The sequence below is a fragment of the Vibrio sp. 1078-1 genome (assembly GCF_033340475.1).
Window position 1 is genome coordinate 740,852 of record NZ_JAWOWM010000001.1, and the last position, 15,846, is coordinate 756,697.

The window sequence follows — 15,846 nt, forward strand, 5'->3', positions numbered from 1 at the left end:
TTTATTTTTGAATCAACCTATCATTATGCATGTATATGTTATGCTGATAAATTCATATTTGCCGTTTGTTAATTAATCAATGTAAGGACACATGTTTATGAGTGAAACGGAATACGATTACCCTTCGAGTTACAGCCTAGTTTCCATTACCGATACCTCCAGTTACATCAAATATGCCAGTGAAAACTTTAATGAAGTCGCGGGGTTTGATGAAGGGGAGCTTATCGGTAAACCCCACAATGTTGTGCGTCATCCTGATATGCCAAAACAGGCTTTTAAAGATTTATGGACTCACCTGAAAACTGGCAAACACTGGATGGGAATGGTCAAAAATCGACGTAAAAACGGCGGCTATTATTGGGTTGACGCGTTTGCTTCTCCTATAAAATCTAATGGTGAAGTTGTGGAATACCAATCAGTGAGATTTAAACCTGAGCGTATACACATCCAGCGAGCGGAAAAAGCGTATTCGAAGCTTCGAAATAATCGTAAGCCGTGGAAAATGTATCTTCCTCGTACACGTTTGTGGATGAGATCGGCCTTCTTCCTTTTAATTTCAAACCTTCTTGGCTTACTCATTCTACAAATGAATCAATCACCAGTGATAGCGTTTGGCGTTGTTGCGTTACTTTCCGTTTTCTCTATTTATGTATTAACCAGACCAGTTGAGAAGCTCGCTAAACAGGCTAGGCAAGACTTCAACAATCCACTCATGGAATATATTTATTGCGGAAGAATCAACGATCTGGCTGAGATTGAGCTGGGTATGAAGATGCGTAAGCAATTTGCCAATGCGCTATTGGGGCGCGTTGGCGTGTCTGTAAAAGACTCTTGCGAAAAAACGCGCGCAAGTGCTAACAGTGCTGCGACAAATAGCCAGCAAGTGACGGAGAACTTAAGCGCACAGAAAGTGGAGATTGACTCGGTCGCAACAGCGGTCAACGAGATGCAAGCCTCTTCATCTGAGATATCAAATAATGCTCAAGCGACCGCCGAGGCTACGTTAGAAGCGCAAAATACGATGATAGACAGCCGTAGCGTTATCGATAATGTTAACCAATCGGTACTAGAGCTGGTGGGTGAGCTCGGCGAAATATCTAAAGTGGTCATACGTTTGAACCAACAAACCGAGCAAATTGGAACCGTTGTTGAAGTCATCAATGGTATTGCCGAACAAACTAATTTATTAGCGTTGAACGCTGCAATTGAAGCCGCGAGGGCAGGCGAACAAGGCAGAGGGTTTGCCGTTGTAGCAGATGAAGTGAGAACCTTAGCTAAAAGAACTCAGGAATCGACAACAGAGATTAAATCGGCCATTGAAGGGATTCAAAATGGGAGCAAATCAGCGGTTTCTGCGTTAGAGAAAGGTAATGAAATGTCGACCGGAACGGTAACATTGCTAGGTACTGCTTTGGATAGCATTCAACAACTGGAGTCCCTTGTTCAGGACGTCGTCGAACGAAACCAACAAATTGCGGTCGCGATAGAAGAGCAGGTTTATGTAACGGATGAAATAAATGAAAACATCCAGTCGCTTAATTTAAAGTACAGTGAATCGTATGAACTGATGACTGAAACGAATCATATGAACACCAAAGTGCAAAATTGCACCAATGACCTGTCTGAAATGATTAAGAAGTTTGCTTAAACTTTAGAAAATCGAAGTTAAAAGCCCGCTAAACATTAGCGGGCTTTTAACTGGAATATAGTGAAGTGCTGGATTCGCTTACGAGCGAGGATTTCTAAATCTCGTTTTTGTAAGAGCTAAAACGACGAGAGCTCGCAATAAATGCGAGCTCTCTAAATAAGTGGCGGAGAGATAGGGATTTGAACCCTAGATACGCTATTAACGTATGCCGGTTTTCAAGACCGGTGCTTTCAACCACTCAGCCATCTCTCCGTTGTGGGCGGTATAATAAGGAGCATAGTCCGACTTGTAAAGTGCTGAATTATAATAGAAGTACTGTTTGCTTGTTTTATGATCACTGATGTGATGTTGGACAGTTTGAAAACGGAGTGAAAAAGGGACAAAAAGTACCAATTTATAGAGTTTTTACTTTATATTGGCGCACGTCAATAAAATGGTGTTTTATTGTTATCTTGCTGATATATAAGACATAACATGCTTTTAGGGTACATGTGTTCGCCCGAAAGTATTTGCAAGACTTTGTGAACTAATTCAAAATTAACTGGTATAGCCAGTTGTGCTTAGAATTCTTAAGGGTGTTTATGAAGGTCACAAATCTATTTAAAGACAAAGTTGATGCGATTTCTGCTCATCAATCCGAGTTTATGAATTGGATGTCTCCAACGTTACGCGATTATTGGAGTGACTTTTTGGGGAAAGCTCAAAATAGCTTTCTTTTCTCAAAAGTTCGTGATCACCAGCAGCCAGCCGTCAACGAAGAAGTTGCACCTCAACCTGCACCGATCGTAATGGCACCTGAGGCTCAAAAGCTTTATGACGAGTTAAGTGAAAAAATTGGCGAAGTTATTCACACTGGTGATTGGGTTCATGTGTCTCAAGAACGTATTAACCAATTTGGTGCGGTAACGGAAGACATGCAATGGATTCATACTGATCCAGAGCGTGCTTCAACTGAATCTCCATTTAAGACAACTATCGCTCATGGCTTTTTAACATTAGCATTGCTGCCTAAACTGACGGATTCAGTCGATCCAGACAAGCCAATGTTCCCAACAGCTAAAATGGTAGTTAACTTGGGTTTAAACCAAGTCCGTTTCCCTTACCCTGTCAAAGCAGGCAATAATGTTCGTGCAGTCAGCACGTTAACAAAAGTAACGCCAATCAAAAAAGGTTTGGAGATTGAGCGCGAAATTAAAGTGGAAATTGAAGGTATTCGTCGACCTGGTGCGGTTGTGGTCTCTGTAATTCAACTGCATTTCTAATTCCGAAACCGGATAGAACACGACATAGTAAAAGAGAGCATCAAGGTGCTCTCTTTTTCATTTTTACTGATTAAAGTTTTTTACTGGCGTATAACCGTAACCTGCAATCGCTTTTTGTCCCTGCTCTGAACGAAGGAAAGCGATAAAACCTTTACCTGCATCGCTAATCTTATCTACTTTGTATAGCACTAGGAATGGTCGCGCCAACTTGTACTTATGATTGCTAATGTTTGTCGAGGTTGGGTCAATACCATCTAACTGAATCGCCTTGATCGAGCGATCTACTGACCCTACAGAGATAAAACCAATGGCGCGAGTGTTATGGTTAACAATGGTTTTTACCATGCTGTTGCTGTTTACAACCAAGTTGTTTGGGCTGATATCCGAGACAAGGCGATCATTAACGATTTTGGTCAGTCCCAGCAAGCTTTCGAAGCTGTAACGTGAACCTGAAGACGCTTCTCTAGTAACCACCGCGATAGGCTGATCTGCGCCCCCGACCTCTTTCCAATTCTTAATTTTACCTTTGTAAATATCAAATAGTTGTTGCTGAGAAAGGTTTTCTACAGAGTTGGTACGGTTTACAACAACAGCGAGGCCATCATAAGCGATAGGGTATACATTGAGATCTTCACCTTTTTCGCTTTCAGTCAGATAGCGAGAGCTCATGCCTATTTCGGCTACTCCTTTATTGACCATGGTGATACCAGCACTCGAACCAATGCCCTGAACAGCAACGTAATCGTCTGGGTGTGTTTTGTTGTATTCCTCAGCAAGTACATCCATCACACGAGCAACCGACGTTGAACCCGAGATGTTGATTTCTTTTGCAATGGTAGGGAGGGAGACTGCTATGGCCAATAACGTCGCCACAGTAAAACGTAACATATTAAACTCCATATACGGGATAAAGCAGAGTTTATGATATTGCGTTCAGGTTACACTTTTGTGAACTGTTAGCGCTAAACAGGGGAATTGTTTCTAGTCAAGAGGTGATGGAGCTAGCGTTTCCAAGTGGATTGAGATGATAATCTGGGTAAATGATAATATAGCTATCTTATACTTGAGTTAGGTAGATAACTACCATCGGTGATGATGTAAAGGTTATATACTAGGATCGACAGCTCTAACTATCATCCATCGGGAGAACGTTGATGTCAGTGTCCCAAATGGCGACAAGTCGTTTATACAAATCAGTTCAATCGCTCTGCTCTGCGCGTAATGCTAACTTGCCTGTCGAACAGGGCAAGTGCCTCTATGAGCTAGTAGAAAATGGCGTTGAGCTTCATCGGGCGCATTTTCTCCTCGACTCCCAGCATAGCGAGTATACTTCTCCCGTCGCGAAGATCATGTTTGATGAGGACAACCAACTTTGGTATTTCTATGTTCCCACATATCACAACGAGCTGTTAAGGTGGGTGCCTTATAAGCCACTTCCATTTAGCCGAATGCTTGAGGACTTACTCAACGAGTTGGAGCGCGATCCTCAAGCGTGTTTTTGGGAATAGGGCGAGCCCAACGGATGCGAATGCCGACATGATTTATACTTTAGGCTTAACGACTTGGTTTCTAAAGTCTTTGGGGGTCATGTTGTAAACGGATTTAAATGCTGTACTGAAATGCGCTGCACTTTTAAAACCAGACTCAAACGCTATTTCTGTTATTGATTTTTCTGACTTGCGCAGTTGGGTTGCTGCGAAGTTTATCCGTTTCACCTTTAATATCTGAGAAAACGAAAGATCATCTGCGGCGAGGCGACGTTTCAAGGTCGCGATGGACATGCTCATATGAGCCGCTAAGCCTTCTAGCGTGATGTCTTTTTCAATATTACCCTCAATGTACTTAATGGCTTTTTGAGAGTCGCTCAGGCTACTTGCATCATCTATGATAGATAGGATGTTTGGCTCTACCTCAACCATCAACGACAGCAATGCCATTGCGATATGGCTTTGTGTGTAGTCTGGAGCGTTGCGACTCGCTAACTTAACCAACATGTCCTTCAATTGTGCTACTTCGCTACTGGATTGCGTTGAAAAAGGATAGAAGCGCCTTTCTTCCGTTTTGGAACGTAGCATCGGGTGCGCTTTCTTAAAGTCACAGAATATGTTTGGGTTGAAGACCAAAGCCAGTGCTTTAAAGCCACCGTCACTAGAGACGGCTTCTGCACTGCTCAGATCTGCGGAGTTATAGAGTGTGAAATCTCCGGCTTTAAGTTCAAATTGCTCACCATTAGGTTGATGAACTAATAGGGCACCTTCTTCAACAATATATAATCCATTATGTGTTGCAGTGTAACGCTCACTTTTGCGCGCAGTGAAGTGATTAAAGCGAATGATCTCAATGTTCGGCATACTCGTTCTTATCGTTTTACATAACAAATAAAAAAGGCGCTCAATAGAGCGCCTTTTAACTTCATTCGGTATTATTCACTTACAGTCTGTTCTGTTTGTGCTGCTGGTTGTTCAGCGAATACCTGGGTTGGCTTTGCAACTAAACTGCGGTTTTCTTGGTTTACGTCCGTAAGGACAATTTCCAATGTATCCCCAAGTTTGTATACGACCTCTTTATCGATAGAGATGGTACCGTTGTCGCCATTGCACTCAATTCTTTCTTTATTATCAAGAATTAGTGCACCAGGAATAAAGGCTGCTGCGCCATTTTCGAGAAGTCGGACACGTGCGCCTGCACGATTAATATCGAAAATCTCACCTGTGAAACAAGTTTTCTTGCTCGGCTCATCAGCAAGCGTGCGTGCATATAGCCAATCTGAGACATTTCGCTCAGCGATTTTATGATGTTTACGATGTAGAGCTAGCTCTTCGCCTACTTGGTCATCTGGTTTTTGTACGGGTTCTTTACCAAGGATGACGGCCTTCAACATACGGTGGTTGATCATATCACCGTATTTACGAATTGGTGATGTCCAAGTTGCATAGATGTCTAAACCCATTGCGTAATGAGGCAGAGGCTGATTACCCACTTCACTGTATGCTTGGAACTTACGAATACGGTTATCTAGATAAGACGTTTCTTGAGCAGCCAACCAGCGGCGCAACGCAGCAAAGCCTTCTAGCGTAGCAATAGACTCCGCTGTGAACTCCAACTGGCCTTCTGGATTGACAAGTTGAACCACTTCTTCAATCTTCTCGTTCTTGATACCTGCATGCGTATTGAAGACACCTGTTTCAAATTTATCGCGTAATGTACGACCTGCACAGATGTTTGCGGTAATCATGGATTCTTCAACAAGACGGTTTGCACTGCGGCGCATGTCTGCGTGGATAGCGATTACATCGTTATCTTCACTGAGCTCAAAACGGTAGTCAGGACGATCAGGGAAGACCACTGCGTTTTTCTCACGCCATTCAGCGCGAGCAAGAGAGAACTCATAAAGATCACGAACGATAGTCGCGATCTCTTCAGATGGCGTCCATGCTTCAGAGCTGCCGTTTTCTAACCAATCAGACACGTGATCGTATACTAGGCGTGCATGTGATTTGATGTTTGCCGCGAAGAATTTAATATTGTCGCCAATCACACCATCTTTACTTACCGTTACGGTACAGCAAATAGCAGGGCGGGTTTCTCCTTCAATCAGAGAACATAGGTTGTCCGCTAAATCGCGAGGTAGCATCGGGATGTTGCGGCCTGGAAGATAAATAGTATAGCCACGCTCACGCGCTACTTTATCCATTTCATCTTCAGGTGTGATGTAAGCGGTTGGGTCCGCAATAGCGATGGTGAGTTCGAAATCGCCAGATACGGTTTTCTTCGCGTACAGCGCATCGTCCATATCTTTAGTCGATTCACCGTCGATAGTGACGAATGGAACATGAGTCATGTCTACGCGTTCTAGCTCCGCGTCGTCTTTTAGTTCCCAGTTATCGATGCCTGCTGGCTCAGAGTTTGGTAGATCGTTTTGAGCAAGCGTCACCCACCAAGGCGCAATTTTATCATTCGCGTCAGTGATTTTTTCAGAAATTTCTACGAAGAAAGAGTTATCGCCTTTTAGAGGGTGGCGAATAAGATGTGCGACAACCCAATCACCTTCGGCGAACTCGTCAGGTTTTAGACCTTTCTTTAGTTTCGCTTTAAGAGATAGCTTTTTAAGCTGTGGGTGATCAGGTGCTACGTTGAGCTTGCCTTTGAACATTTTTACTCGACCAATAAAGCGAGTCACGGCTTGTTCCAGCAGCTCTTGTGGCTCTGCAACTTCGCGTTCATTTTCGGTGCGGATAATGGCGATGACTTTGTCACCGTGCATGCACTTTTTCATGTACGCAGGCGGGATGAAGAAGCTCGTCTTACTGTCCACTTCCAAAAAGCCAAAGCCTTTATCTGTGGCTTTTATTGAGCCTTCTTTTTTAGGCAGGTTTTCTTGGATTTGCTGCTTAAGCTGAGCGAGTAGTGGGTTATCTTGAAACATCTTTTCTTAAATTACCTATGGAGTTGGGCACACTATAATCATTGCGAGCTATTATTACTACCTGTGGAGCGTAATTTCGCTGTGAATTTTGCCAATTTAACCACGAGAAATTGGCTTAAATATTGATGAAATTCTCATCTGTGAGTTACGCGAATCTACGGGGAATGGTAGGGTTGGTGGAAAAATATGCTAAAAATACCATTGTTGAGAATAAATTGTGATGTAATTCAATTTTTTCTGGATTTTTTTATGCTTTTAAGGAATAATCCGCCTCCCTTAGTCGTCCCTAATGGCTTATCGCGGTTGTGTACTGTGCTGTGTTCCCGTCTGAATGGAATCAGTATCTGGATGGATCAGTATCGAATTGGAAGAGCATATGGGACTGTTTTTTTGTTTAATTAAGTAGGATCCCAATGCAAGATTCTGTTATTCAATTCAGTGATTTATCTCTGAATGATTCTATCCTTTCTGCTCTAGACGGAATGGGTTTCGTGTCACCAACTCCAATTCAGGCTGCGGCAATCCCACACCTATTGGAAGGTGCTGACGCGCTGGGTAAAGCTCAAACAGGTACAGGTAAAACAGCAGCGTTCTCTCTGCCTCTTCTCAACAAACTCGATCTAAACCAACGCAAACCGCAAGCGATTGTACTTGCTCCGACTCGTGAGCTGGCAATTCAGGTTGCAGCGGAAATGAAAAACCTTGGTAAAAACATCAAAGGTTTGAAAGTTCTAGAGATTTACGGTGGCGCATCTATTGTCGACCAAATGCGTGCTCTTAAAAGTGGCGCTCATGTAGTTGTCGGTACTCCAGGCCGTGTTCAAGATCTTATCAATCGCGAACGTCTACACCTAGACGAAGTTAGTACTTTCGTTCTTGATGAAGCAGACGAAATGCTAAACATGGGTTTCGTAGATGACGTAACTGCGATCATGGAGCACGCTCCAGAGTCAGCACAACGCGTTCTGTTTTCTGCAACTATGCCTCCAATGCTGAAGAAGATCGTTGAACGTTTCCTTCGTGACCCTGTAACGGTTGACGTTGCTGGTAAAAACCACACTGTAGACAAAGTTCAACAACAGTTCTGGGTAGTGAAAGGTGTAGAGAAAGATGAAGCAATGTCTCGTCTTCTTGAAACTGAAGAAACTGACGCGTCAATCGTATTCGTACGTACTCGTCAAGATACTGAGCGTCTGGCTGACTGGCTATCTGCACGTGGCTTCAAAGCAGCTGCACTGCACGGTGACATTCCTCAGTCTCTACGTGAGCGTACTGTTGATCACATCAAACAAGGTGTTATTGACATCCTAGTTGCAACTGATGTTGTAGCTCGTGGTCTTGACGTTCCACGTATTACGCACGTATTCAACTACGACATCCCATTTGATGTTGAGTCATACATCCACCGTATCGGTCGTACTGGCCGTGCTGGACGTAAGGGTAAAGCGATCCTTCTAGTTCGCACTAACCAAATTCGTATGCTTCGCACTATCGAGCGTGTAACTAAGTCATCTATGGAAGAAATCCAACTTCCTCTACGTGACCAAGTTGCTGAAGCTCGTCTAGCTAAGCTAGGCGCTGAGCTTGAAGCAGAGAAAGAGCACAAAGCACTAGACAAATTTGCTGAGTTGGTAGAGAAACTACAAACTTCTCTAGACATCGACCCAGCAACACTTGCTGCTATGCTTCTTAAGCGTCAGCAAGGCAAACGTCCTCTGTTCTACATTGGCGAAGACCCAATGGTTGAAGCAATTGAGCGTGACAAGCAACGTCGTAAAGAGCGTCGTGAAGGTGGTCGCGATGGCGGTCGTAACTTCAACAACCAAGACTGGGATACTTACCAGCTTCAAGTTGGTCGTGAGCAAGGCGTTCAAGTTAAAGACATCGTTGGCGCTCTAGCAAACGAACTAGGTCTAGGTAAAGGTTCTATCGGTGCGATCAAGCTAGCTCAAGGCCACACATTCGTACAGCTACCTAAAGCAATGACTTCAGACGCGGCGAACAAGCTAAGCAAACTACGTATCCGTCAACAAGATGTTGGTGCTGTAGTATGTGATTTCGATGATTTCCGCGAGTCTCGTGGTGGTCGCCGTGACGGTGGTCGTCGCGAAGGTGGTCGTCGTGATGGCGGTGGTTACCGTGGCAACCGCGAAGGCGGCAATCGTGGTGGTGATCGTCGTGAAGGCGGTCGTCGCGAAGGTGGTTTCCGTGGTAACCGTGACGGCAACCGCGATGGTAATCGTGAAGGTGGCGAACGTCGTTTCGATCGCAACCGTGGTGGTGATCACCGTGGTGCACATCGTGGTGAACGTGGTCACGGTCGTGGCCGTCGTACAGACGCATAATCACGAGTGATTAAAGCGACGGTTTAAGTTGCTACAAAAAGAATTGAAAGCCGAGCAAAGCGCTCGGCTTTTTTATGCGCGTCTAATACGGTTTTGCTTTTCATCGTGTTTGTTTACCCAACTTATTACTTCGTCTAAGGGCAGGGCAGAACAAGTAACCCTGAATGATGTCACAGCCTCGACTTCTCAAAAAATGCAGTGTGTCCATGTCTTGAACGCCTTCTGCTACGACCGAATACCCTAATCCATGTGCTAACGCAATCGTGTTCTCAACGATAGAGCGGGAGCCTTCAGTGCGGCTTGCTGTGAAAAGAAATTAACCAGCTTACCTTGAAACGTATTATCAATCTTTCGACGTTTTTGAGGTTATCTCATAATTTGAATCAGTCATTGGCCTTCAGGTTGTGTCATGTCTTCGATAGACTCAAAGCAGTATTTACGATTAGGGAGCCCAGTAAGAGCGTCATGGACAGCATTGCGCTTCTCTCTTTCAGCAACGGTATGAAGCTCGAATATCGAATCGTTGCTCCACTTAATCACCAGCACGACAAAGATACTGCCGCCAAAAAGTATAAGAGAAACCCCCGTTTCTAAGAGAGAAGCAATAGGTTTTTGCATGATGGCGTGCAAAAAAACGGCATAAGCAAAAATGAAACAGCTGATTAACAATAATAGGAAAGTCCACCCGGTTACGTCAGTTTTCGAGCAGATGTTTTTTGTCATCTGCCATCCCCAGCAGAGCAAAATCGAACCTAAGATCACTAATAGAAATGCAATAGTGGGCACATTATTACCCCGATTTATTGATTGGTTTGTTATTTTTGTTCACCCAATAAACAACGTATCTTATATATCTGACTTTGTACAAATTGACCTATTCATAAATTATCTTTAACAAGTGATATCTTTTAGCCTTCAAATAAAATGAAAACTTGCTACAGATCAACAAAATTTGTTCAATCAAATCGGTTTTACTAAAAGATTGTTGAAAGATTAAAAAATTATTGAATAATAGAGGGGCAAACAAGAAGTACGCAGCGCACAAGCGCTATTACAACCTCTGCTCTACAACAGGATAACTATTTCATGTCTAATTCGTTTGTACTGGTGATCAACTCTGGTAGCTCTTCATTAAAATTTGCTGTTATTGATTCTGAAACCGGTGAAGCTTTGGTATCAGGTATTGGTGAGTGTTTTGGCCTACCTGAAGCTGAAATCAGTTGGAAATATCAGGGAGAAAAAACCGTTGAAGCAATTCCAGCTGGTGGCAACCATCATCAGTACGCTGTTGAGCGAGTGGTAAAACTACTCGATACTCTAGGTTTGAGCTCAAAATTTGTCGCTGTAGGCCATCGCATTGTCGCAGGCGGTGAAACCTTTAAAGGAACTGTGAAAGTTGATGAAACAGTTATTCAAGAAGTAGAGCGCCTTGCTGAACTTGCACCACTTCATAACAAAGCGAACGCTGAAGGCATGAGAGCGGCAATGGCGGCGTTCCCTTCACTGCCTCAATTTGCTGTATTTGACACTGCTTTCCACCAAACAATGCCAGCCAAAGCCTTTATGTACGCACTTCCTTACGAGCTTTACGAAGAGCATAAAGTGCGTCGTTACGGTGCTCACGGTACAAGCCACTACTACGTAAGCCGTGAAGCAGCGAAAATGCTAGATAAGCCGGTTGAAGAAAGCAGCTTTATCACTGTGCACTTAGGTAACGGTGCATCAGTGAGTGCGGTTAAAAATGGCGAATGTGTTGATACAAGTATGGGTTTGACGCCGTTAGCTGGCCTAATGATGGGCACTCGCTGTGGTGACCTTGATCCAAGTGTTATCGAGTTCCTTTTCCGTAAAGGCTGGGAAAAAGACGAAGTGTTCGAGATGATGAACAAGAAGTCAGGTTTCTTAGGTGTATCTGGTGTGACAAGTGATGCTCGTGGCGTACTAGAAGCAATGGAAGCGGGGAATTCACGTGCGAAGTTGGCATTTGAGATCTTCACTTACCGCGTTGCGAAATACATTACTTCCTACCTAGCGGCTCTGGATTCATTAGACGGCATCATCTTCACTGGTGGTATTGGTGAAAACTCACTACCAATTCGTCGTGAAATCTTGAAAAACCTAAAACTGTTAGGTTTTGTTGAAGATGAGAAAGGTAACGAAGATGCAAGATTTGGTAACGCAGGTGTTATTGCAACATCTGAGTTATTAGGTGCCAAAGCTCTTGTTATTCCTACTAACGAGGAATTTGTGATAGCTAAACAATCGGTTGAGCTATTGTAATATATAACGAAAACAGAAAGTTAAAAGCGAGCCTCGTGCTCGCTTTTTTACTTAAAGCAATTTGGTAATTACTCTTTGAGTTTCAGAGCTTCGCGCTTTTCGATTAAAAAATCCATCAAGACGCGGATTTTTTTCGGCATATGCTCTCGTGAAGGTATATATAAATAAAACCCAGGAAACTCTTTGCACCAAGGTGTCAGAACTCGGGTCAATCTTCCCTCATTTATGTGCTTTTCCACCCATAAATCAATATGCTTCACTAAACCCACACCCTGTATTGCAGCTTGTAACATACTATAGTCATCATTAAAAATAGCATTGCCTTTAGGCTCGAAAACGAGGGTGCGCTTTGCAACATCTGGAGAGGTTAGCGACCAATGATCAATTGTTCCGCTAGAGGTAAAACGATAAGCAAGGCAATTGTGACCTTCTAAATCCTCAGGAGTTTGAGGTAGTCCATTTTGCCTAAAGTATTCAGGAGAGCCCACTATTGCCGTTGTTAACGGCGGAGTAATAGGGACCGCAACCATATGTTCATCTAAGCTTAATCCTAAGCGAATGCCAGCGTCAACGCCTTCTGCGACGATGTTAGAAAACCCATCATCCATGATTAGCTCTAGGCGTATTTTAGGATAACGAGAGAGGAACTCACCTAGATAGGGCTCAATAAGCAGCCGAGCAGCGGTTCTTGATACACTGATACGGATTAATCCCGAAGGCTCAAGATGAGAGTCGTTCAATTCGTTAACGACCTGCTCAATGTTCATCAATGAAGGTTGCAAAATATCAAGCAGACGTTGGCCTTCTTGAGTCAACGACATACTTCTAGTGGTTCTATTGATTAACCGAACTTGTAGCTGTTGCTCTAACGCTTTCAGGTGTTGTGATAAGGCAGCACGGGTTATCCCCATTTCTAAGGCTGCTTTAGTGAAACTGCGATGGCGAGCAATATGTGCAAACCACGTCAGTGATGAAATTAAAGAAGGTTCTATTCTCATTTGTTAAGTATAACTAAACAGTCATGTAGATAAAACGATATTTATCCGAAACAGTGTGTTGACTAATATTACCTCGAAGCTTAGGTCAGCCTGAGATGAACAGTTAACCTCTAATGGAGAATGTCGCTATGTCTAAAGTCACTTTCAAAAATCTCAATGGTCAAGGTATTGAGATTTCAGCGGTTATCAACTTCCCTACAGATTTTGATGCAAGTAAACAATATGCGGCGGTTGTTGTTTCACACCCAGGTGGTGGCGTAAAAGAGCAAACCGCAGGCCTATATGCGAGTAAACTTGCAAAAAGCGGCATAATTGCCATTGCGTTTGACCGTTCGTATCAAGGTGAAAGTACAGGTGAGCCTCGCCAAATGGAAAACCCTTACACGAGTACTGAAGACGTGAGCGCAGTCGTCGACTATCTGACAACGTTAGAGTACGTCGATAACGATAAAATTGGCGCAATGGGGATTTGTGCTGGTGCGGGCTATAGTGCAAATGCAGCGATCAATGATCGTCGAATCAAAGCACTGGGTATGGTTAGTGCCGTAAACATTGGCCAAATGTTCCGTAATGGTTGGGATAATTCGGTTAACGATGCTGACGCTGTTGATTACTTAGAATTTGGTTCGAATGCTCGCACAACCGACACGAATGGTACAGAATTCGCGACTATTCCTCTAGCTCCGATGCGTGAAGAAGATGCCTCAAATGCAGAGCTACGCGAAGCTTGGGAGTATTACCACACACCACGTTGTGAACATCCGAATGCGCCGGGCTTTGCTCTAACTCGTAACTTAAACCAGATCATTACTTACGATGCGTACCACAAAGCGGAAGCATTCCTAACTCAGCCAATTCTTGCTGTCGTTGGTAGTGACGCAGGCAGCAAATGGATGAGTGATGACCTGATAGAACGTGCTGCGAGTTCAGATAAAACCTTGTATGCCATTGATGGTGCAAACCATATGTCGCTTTATGATGTTGCCGAATACGTCGATGACGCAGTATCCCAACTCGCATCTTTCTTCCAACGCACTCTTTAATATTCCCGATGAAAGGCTCAATTGCTTCGAGCCTTTCTGCTCTCAAGGCTTTTTACTCTTAAGGTATTGATTATGAATATGCAAAAAATCACTTTTAGAAATGCTGATATGTCTTGGGATATGTCTGCATTAATTTTATTCCCAGAAGGCTTCAATGAATCGAAACGCTACCCAACAATGATAAGTGTTCATCCTTTTGGTAGTTGTAAAGAACAAACATCCAGCGCTGTCTATGGTAAAGCCCTTGCTGAGTTAGGTTACGTCGTGATCGCATTTGACGCGAGCTTCCAAGGAGAATCGGGGGGATTGCCTCGCTACGTAGAAGACCCAAGTCAACGTGTTGAAGATATCAGTCGCGTTATCGACTATGCAGTGACTTTACCTTATGTCGATGAGAATAGAATTGGTGGACTCGGTATCTGCGGCGGTGGTGGTTACATGATCAATTCAGCCCTAACCGAAAAGCGCTTGAAAGCTGTCGTAGGTATTACGCCTGTTAACTTAGGTCGCTTGTTCCGTGAAGGCTTTAGTATGTACGACCCTATCGCCAATCTTGAAGCTATGGCTGCGCAGAGAACAGCCGAAGCTCGCGGCTCAGAGCTGAAAATCGATGAACTTCTTCCTCCAAATATTGAATTTGCAAAAGAAAATGGATTAACAGAACGAGACGTGTTCGAAGCTACTGAATACTACAAAACATCACGTGGACAAACCGAAGGTGGTGCAACTCGTATGCTGTTTTCACATGCACAGAAAACACTGAGCTGGGATGCCTTTGCATTTGCCGAAACGTTATTGACTCAGCCTGTTATGGCCGTGGTAGGGCAAAAAGTCGGGGCGTTTGGTGCTTATCGTGATGGGCAGGAAATTTATGGCCGCTCTGTTCAATCAAAAGACCGACAGCTGGTTAATTTGGAAAACTGGTCTCACTATGAACTGTATGACCATCCAGAAGCAGTCGGCATTGCAATGGACAAGGTTTCAGCATTCCTTGAAACACACTTAAAATAATCTAATAAGTTAGAAGCGTTTTGTAGAGTTGCAAAGCGCTTATTTTTAACAGCGTAAGATGTAGTTCGAAGCGAGTAGGTCGGTAAATCTTCGTGCGAATAACCTCATCTACAGGCTATTGACTAAATACCACTGCCAAATACTGTTTAAGACAATGTACACTGAAACCTAATTAAAGGCGTTAGATAGGAATGAAGTTTAATTTATGCGCAAATCAGATAAGAAGGTCGAGAATCTAATTAGAGGAGTGTTGACCGAAGTTTGTGAAGATACGCTAAAAGGCTACGATGGCTTTCTTTGGGTGACTCATACCGTCAAATTCTCTTCTTTTCCACAAAGTTTAGAAATAGTCTGCGTATTCGAAACGAAGCAAGATCGAGCTAACTTTTTTGAAGGAGAGGGCCGCCAGCATGTTTCCACAACTATTCAAAAGGCATTTAATAAGGCAGGAGTGCAACTAAAGAACGCCAGTAAGCAAATCAGTTACGATACAAAACAAAAGTGTTAGTGCGGGCAGCAATGGTCCGTAATAAAATGGTGCTTGGCTACCTTGCTATAAAAATGCAAAGGGCACTGGATGGGCAATGAAGCTTCAGCTCACTTAGATATACATCGGTGTAACTATGAGTTATGGAGTTATGGAGTTATGGATTGTGAATACGGTTGGTTTTCTAATGTTGCCTTAAGAGGCCATGATTAGTCGTTTACAATGAGTAAAGTACAAACTTCTGCATGGTGGATATCCGCAGAAAATTATTGAAAAGAAAGGCTCTAGCTGGAGCGGTCTATCATTTTCTTTGGGTTACCTCGACTATGAATAGCTTAATTGCTAT

At 43.5% G+C, this 15,846-nt stretch carries 13 protein-coding genes, 1 tRNA gene and 1 pseudogene; 8 read left to right on the plus strand and 7 right to left on the minus strand.

Annotation, left to right across the window (positions count from 1 at the left end; translation table 11 throughout):
* The first annotated feature begins 97 nt into the window (after window positions 1–97).
* Window positions 98–1,648, plus strand: coding sequence for a PAS domain-containing methyl-accepting chemotaxis protein (locus tag R7190_RS03250; protein ID WP_025768974.1), 1,551 nt, complete (start codon window positions 98–100; stop codon window positions 1,646–1,648).
* 161 nt (window positions 1,649–1,809) lie between these two features.
* Here the strand turns inward: R7190_RS03250 and R7190_RS03255 are convergent.
* A tRNA-Ser gene (locus R7190_RS03255) sits at window positions 1,810–1,900 on the minus strand.
* Between the two features lie 329 nt (window positions 1,901–2,229).
* Between R7190_RS03255 and R7190_RS03260 the strand changes: the two genes are divergently transcribed.
* Window positions 2,230–2,910: a MaoC family dehydratase gene (locus R7190_RS03260; RefSeq protein WP_005375670.1), complete on the plus strand. Its 681-nt coding sequence runs from the start codon at window positions 2,230–2,232 to the stop codon at window positions 2,908–2,910.
* Between the two features lie 63 nt (window positions 2,911–2,973).
* Here R7190_RS03260 and R7190_RS03265 read toward each other — a convergent pair whose 3' ends face one another.
* Window positions 2,974–3,798 (minus strand): phosphate ABC transporter substrate-binding protein, encoded by an 825-nt coding sequence (locus R7190_RS03265; protein ID WP_064354614.1) that lies wholly within the window; start codon window positions 3,796–3,798, stop codon window positions 2,974–2,976.
* Window positions 3,799–4,064: 266 nt separating this feature from the next.
* On the opposite strand from R7190_RS03265, the gene R7190_RS03270 reads away from it, so the two are divergent.
* The gene (locus R7190_RS03270) at window positions 4,065–4,418 is read left to right on the plus strand and encodes a DUF3024 domain-containing protein (protein ID WP_017635751.1); all 354 of its coding nucleotides are present in this window, start codon (window positions 4,065–4,067) and stop codon (window positions 4,416–4,418) included.
* Between the two features lie 33 nt (window positions 4,419–4,451).
* Here the strand turns inward: R7190_RS03270 and R7190_RS03275 are convergent, their stop codons facing one another.
* Window positions 4,452–5,261, minus strand: coding sequence for a helix-turn-helix transcriptional regulator (locus tag R7190_RS03275; protein ID WP_053307810.1), 810 nt, complete (start codon window positions 5,259–5,261; stop codon window positions 4,452–4,454).
* 71 nt (window positions 5,262–5,332) lie between these two features.
* Window positions 5,333–7,336: an exoribonuclease II gene (rnb, locus tag R7190_RS03280; RefSeq protein ID WP_170890049.1), complete on the minus strand. Its 2,004-nt coding sequence runs from the start codon at window positions 7,334–7,336 to the stop codon at window positions 5,333–5,335.
* A 413-nt stretch (window positions 7,337–7,749) separates the two neighbouring features.
* On the opposite strand from rnb, the gene R7190_RS03285 reads away from it, so the two are divergent.
* Entirely contained in the window at window positions 7,750–9,681 is a 1,932-nt protein-coding gene (locus tag R7190_RS03285; protein WP_104976537.1) for a DEAD/DEAH box helicase, read from the plus strand.
* A gap of 100 nt (window positions 9,682–9,781) precedes the next feature.
* Here the strand turns inward: R7190_RS03285 and R7190_RS31330 are convergent, their stop codons facing one another.
* Window positions 9,782–9,958 carry an EAL domain-containing protein gene (locus tag R7190_RS31330; protein WP_373921230.1) on the minus strand — a complete coding sequence of 59 codons (177 nt, stop codon included), beginning with the start codon at window positions 9,956–9,958 and terminating at the stop codon, window positions 9,782–9,784.
* Between the two features lie 125 nt (window positions 9,959–10,083).
* Window positions 10,084–10,404, minus strand: a pseudogene (locus tag R7190_RS31335) (GGDEF domain-containing protein); the annotation flags it as partial.
* A 363-nt stretch (window positions 10,405–10,767) separates the two neighbouring features.
* Between R7190_RS31335 and R7190_RS03295 the strand changes: the two are divergent.
* Window positions 10,768–11,961 (plus strand): acetate/propionate family kinase, encoded by a 1,194-nt coding sequence (locus R7190_RS03295; RefSeq protein WP_005375697.1) that lies wholly within the window; start codon window positions 10,768–10,770, stop codon window positions 11,959–11,961.
* A gap of 68 nt (window positions 11,962–12,029) precedes the next feature.
* Here R7190_RS03295 and R7190_RS03300 read toward each other — a convergent pair whose 3' ends face one another.
* Entirely contained in the window at window positions 12,030–12,959 is a 930-nt protein-coding gene (locus R7190_RS03300) for a LysR family transcriptional regulator (protein ID WP_115386707.1), read from the minus strand.
* A 128-nt stretch (window positions 12,960–13,087) separates the two neighbouring features.
* On the opposite strand from R7190_RS03300, the gene R7190_RS03305 reads away from it, so the two are divergent.
* The 3 genes from R7190_RS03305 to R7190_RS03315 all read left to right on the plus strand — a co-directional run bounded on the left by R7190_RS03305 (window position 13,088) and on the right by R7190_RS03315 (window position 15,521).
* Window positions 13,088–14,002, plus strand: coding sequence for an alpha/beta hydrolase (locus R7190_RS03305; RefSeq protein ID WP_182038368.1), 915 nt, complete (start codon window positions 13,088–13,090; stop codon window positions 14,000–14,002).
* 72 nt (window positions 14,003–14,074) lie between these two features.
* Complete coding sequence (locus R7190_RS03310; protein ID WP_017635745.1) at window positions 14,075–15,013, plus strand: alpha/beta hydrolase; 939 nt, start codon at window positions 14,075–14,077, stop codon at window positions 15,011–15,013.
* A gap of 205 nt (window positions 15,014–15,218) precedes the next feature.
* Window positions 15,219–15,521 carry a hypothetical protein gene (locus R7190_RS03315; protein WP_054579645.1) on the plus strand — a complete coding sequence of 101 codons (303 nt, stop codon included), beginning with the start codon at window positions 15,219–15,221 and terminating at the stop codon, window positions 15,519–15,521.
* Window positions 15,522–15,846: the final 325 nt, after the last annotated feature.

Bases quoted from the DNA above. Each gene is read 5' to 3' on its own strand.
- R7190_RS03285 (WP_104976537.1), top strand. From the start codon at position 7,750: ATGCAAGATTCTGTTATTCAATTCAGTGATTTATCTCTGAATGATTCT.
- R7190_RS03310 (WP_017635745.1), top strand. From the start codon at position 14,075: ATGAATATGCAAAAAATCACTTTTAGAAATGCTGATATGTCTTGGGAT.
- rnb (WP_170890049.1), bottom strand. From the start codon at position 7,336: ATGTTTCAAGATAACCCACTACTCGCTCAGCTTAAGCAGCAAATCCAA.
- R7190_RS03265 (WP_064354614.1), bottom strand. From the start codon at position 3,798: ATGTTACGTTTTACTGTGGCGACGTTATTGGCCATAGCAGTCTCCCTC.
- R7190_RS03260 (WP_005375670.1), top strand. From the start codon at position 2,230: ATGAAGGTCACAAATCTATTTAAAGACAAAGTTGATGCGATTTCTGCT.
- R7190_RS03250 (WP_025768974.1), top strand. From the start codon at position 98: ATGAGTGAAACGGAATACGATTACCCTTCGAGTTACAGCCTAGTTTCC.
- R7190_RS03275 (WP_053307810.1), bottom strand. From the start codon at position 5,261: ATGCCGAACATTGAGATCATTCGCTTTAATCACTTCACTGCGCGCAAA.
- R7190_RS03270 (WP_017635751.1), top strand. From the start codon at position 4,065: ATGTCAGTGTCCCAAATGGCGACAAGTCGTTTATACAAATCAGTTCAA.
- R7190_RS03305 (WP_182038368.1), top strand. From the start codon at position 13,088: ATGTCTAAAGTCACTTTCAAAAATCTCAATGGTCAAGGTATTGAGATT.
- R7190_RS03295 (WP_005375697.1), top strand. From the start codon at position 10,768: ATGTCTAATTCGTTTGTACTGGTGATCAACTCTGGTAGCTCTTCATTA.
- R7190_RS03315 (WP_054579645.1), top strand. From the start codon at position 15,219: ATGCGCAAATCAGATAAGAAGGTCGAGAATCTAATTAGAGGAGTGTTG.
- R7190_RS03300 (WP_115386707.1), bottom strand. From the start codon at position 12,959: ATGAGAATAGAACCTTCTTTAATTTCATCACTGACGTGGTTTGCACAT.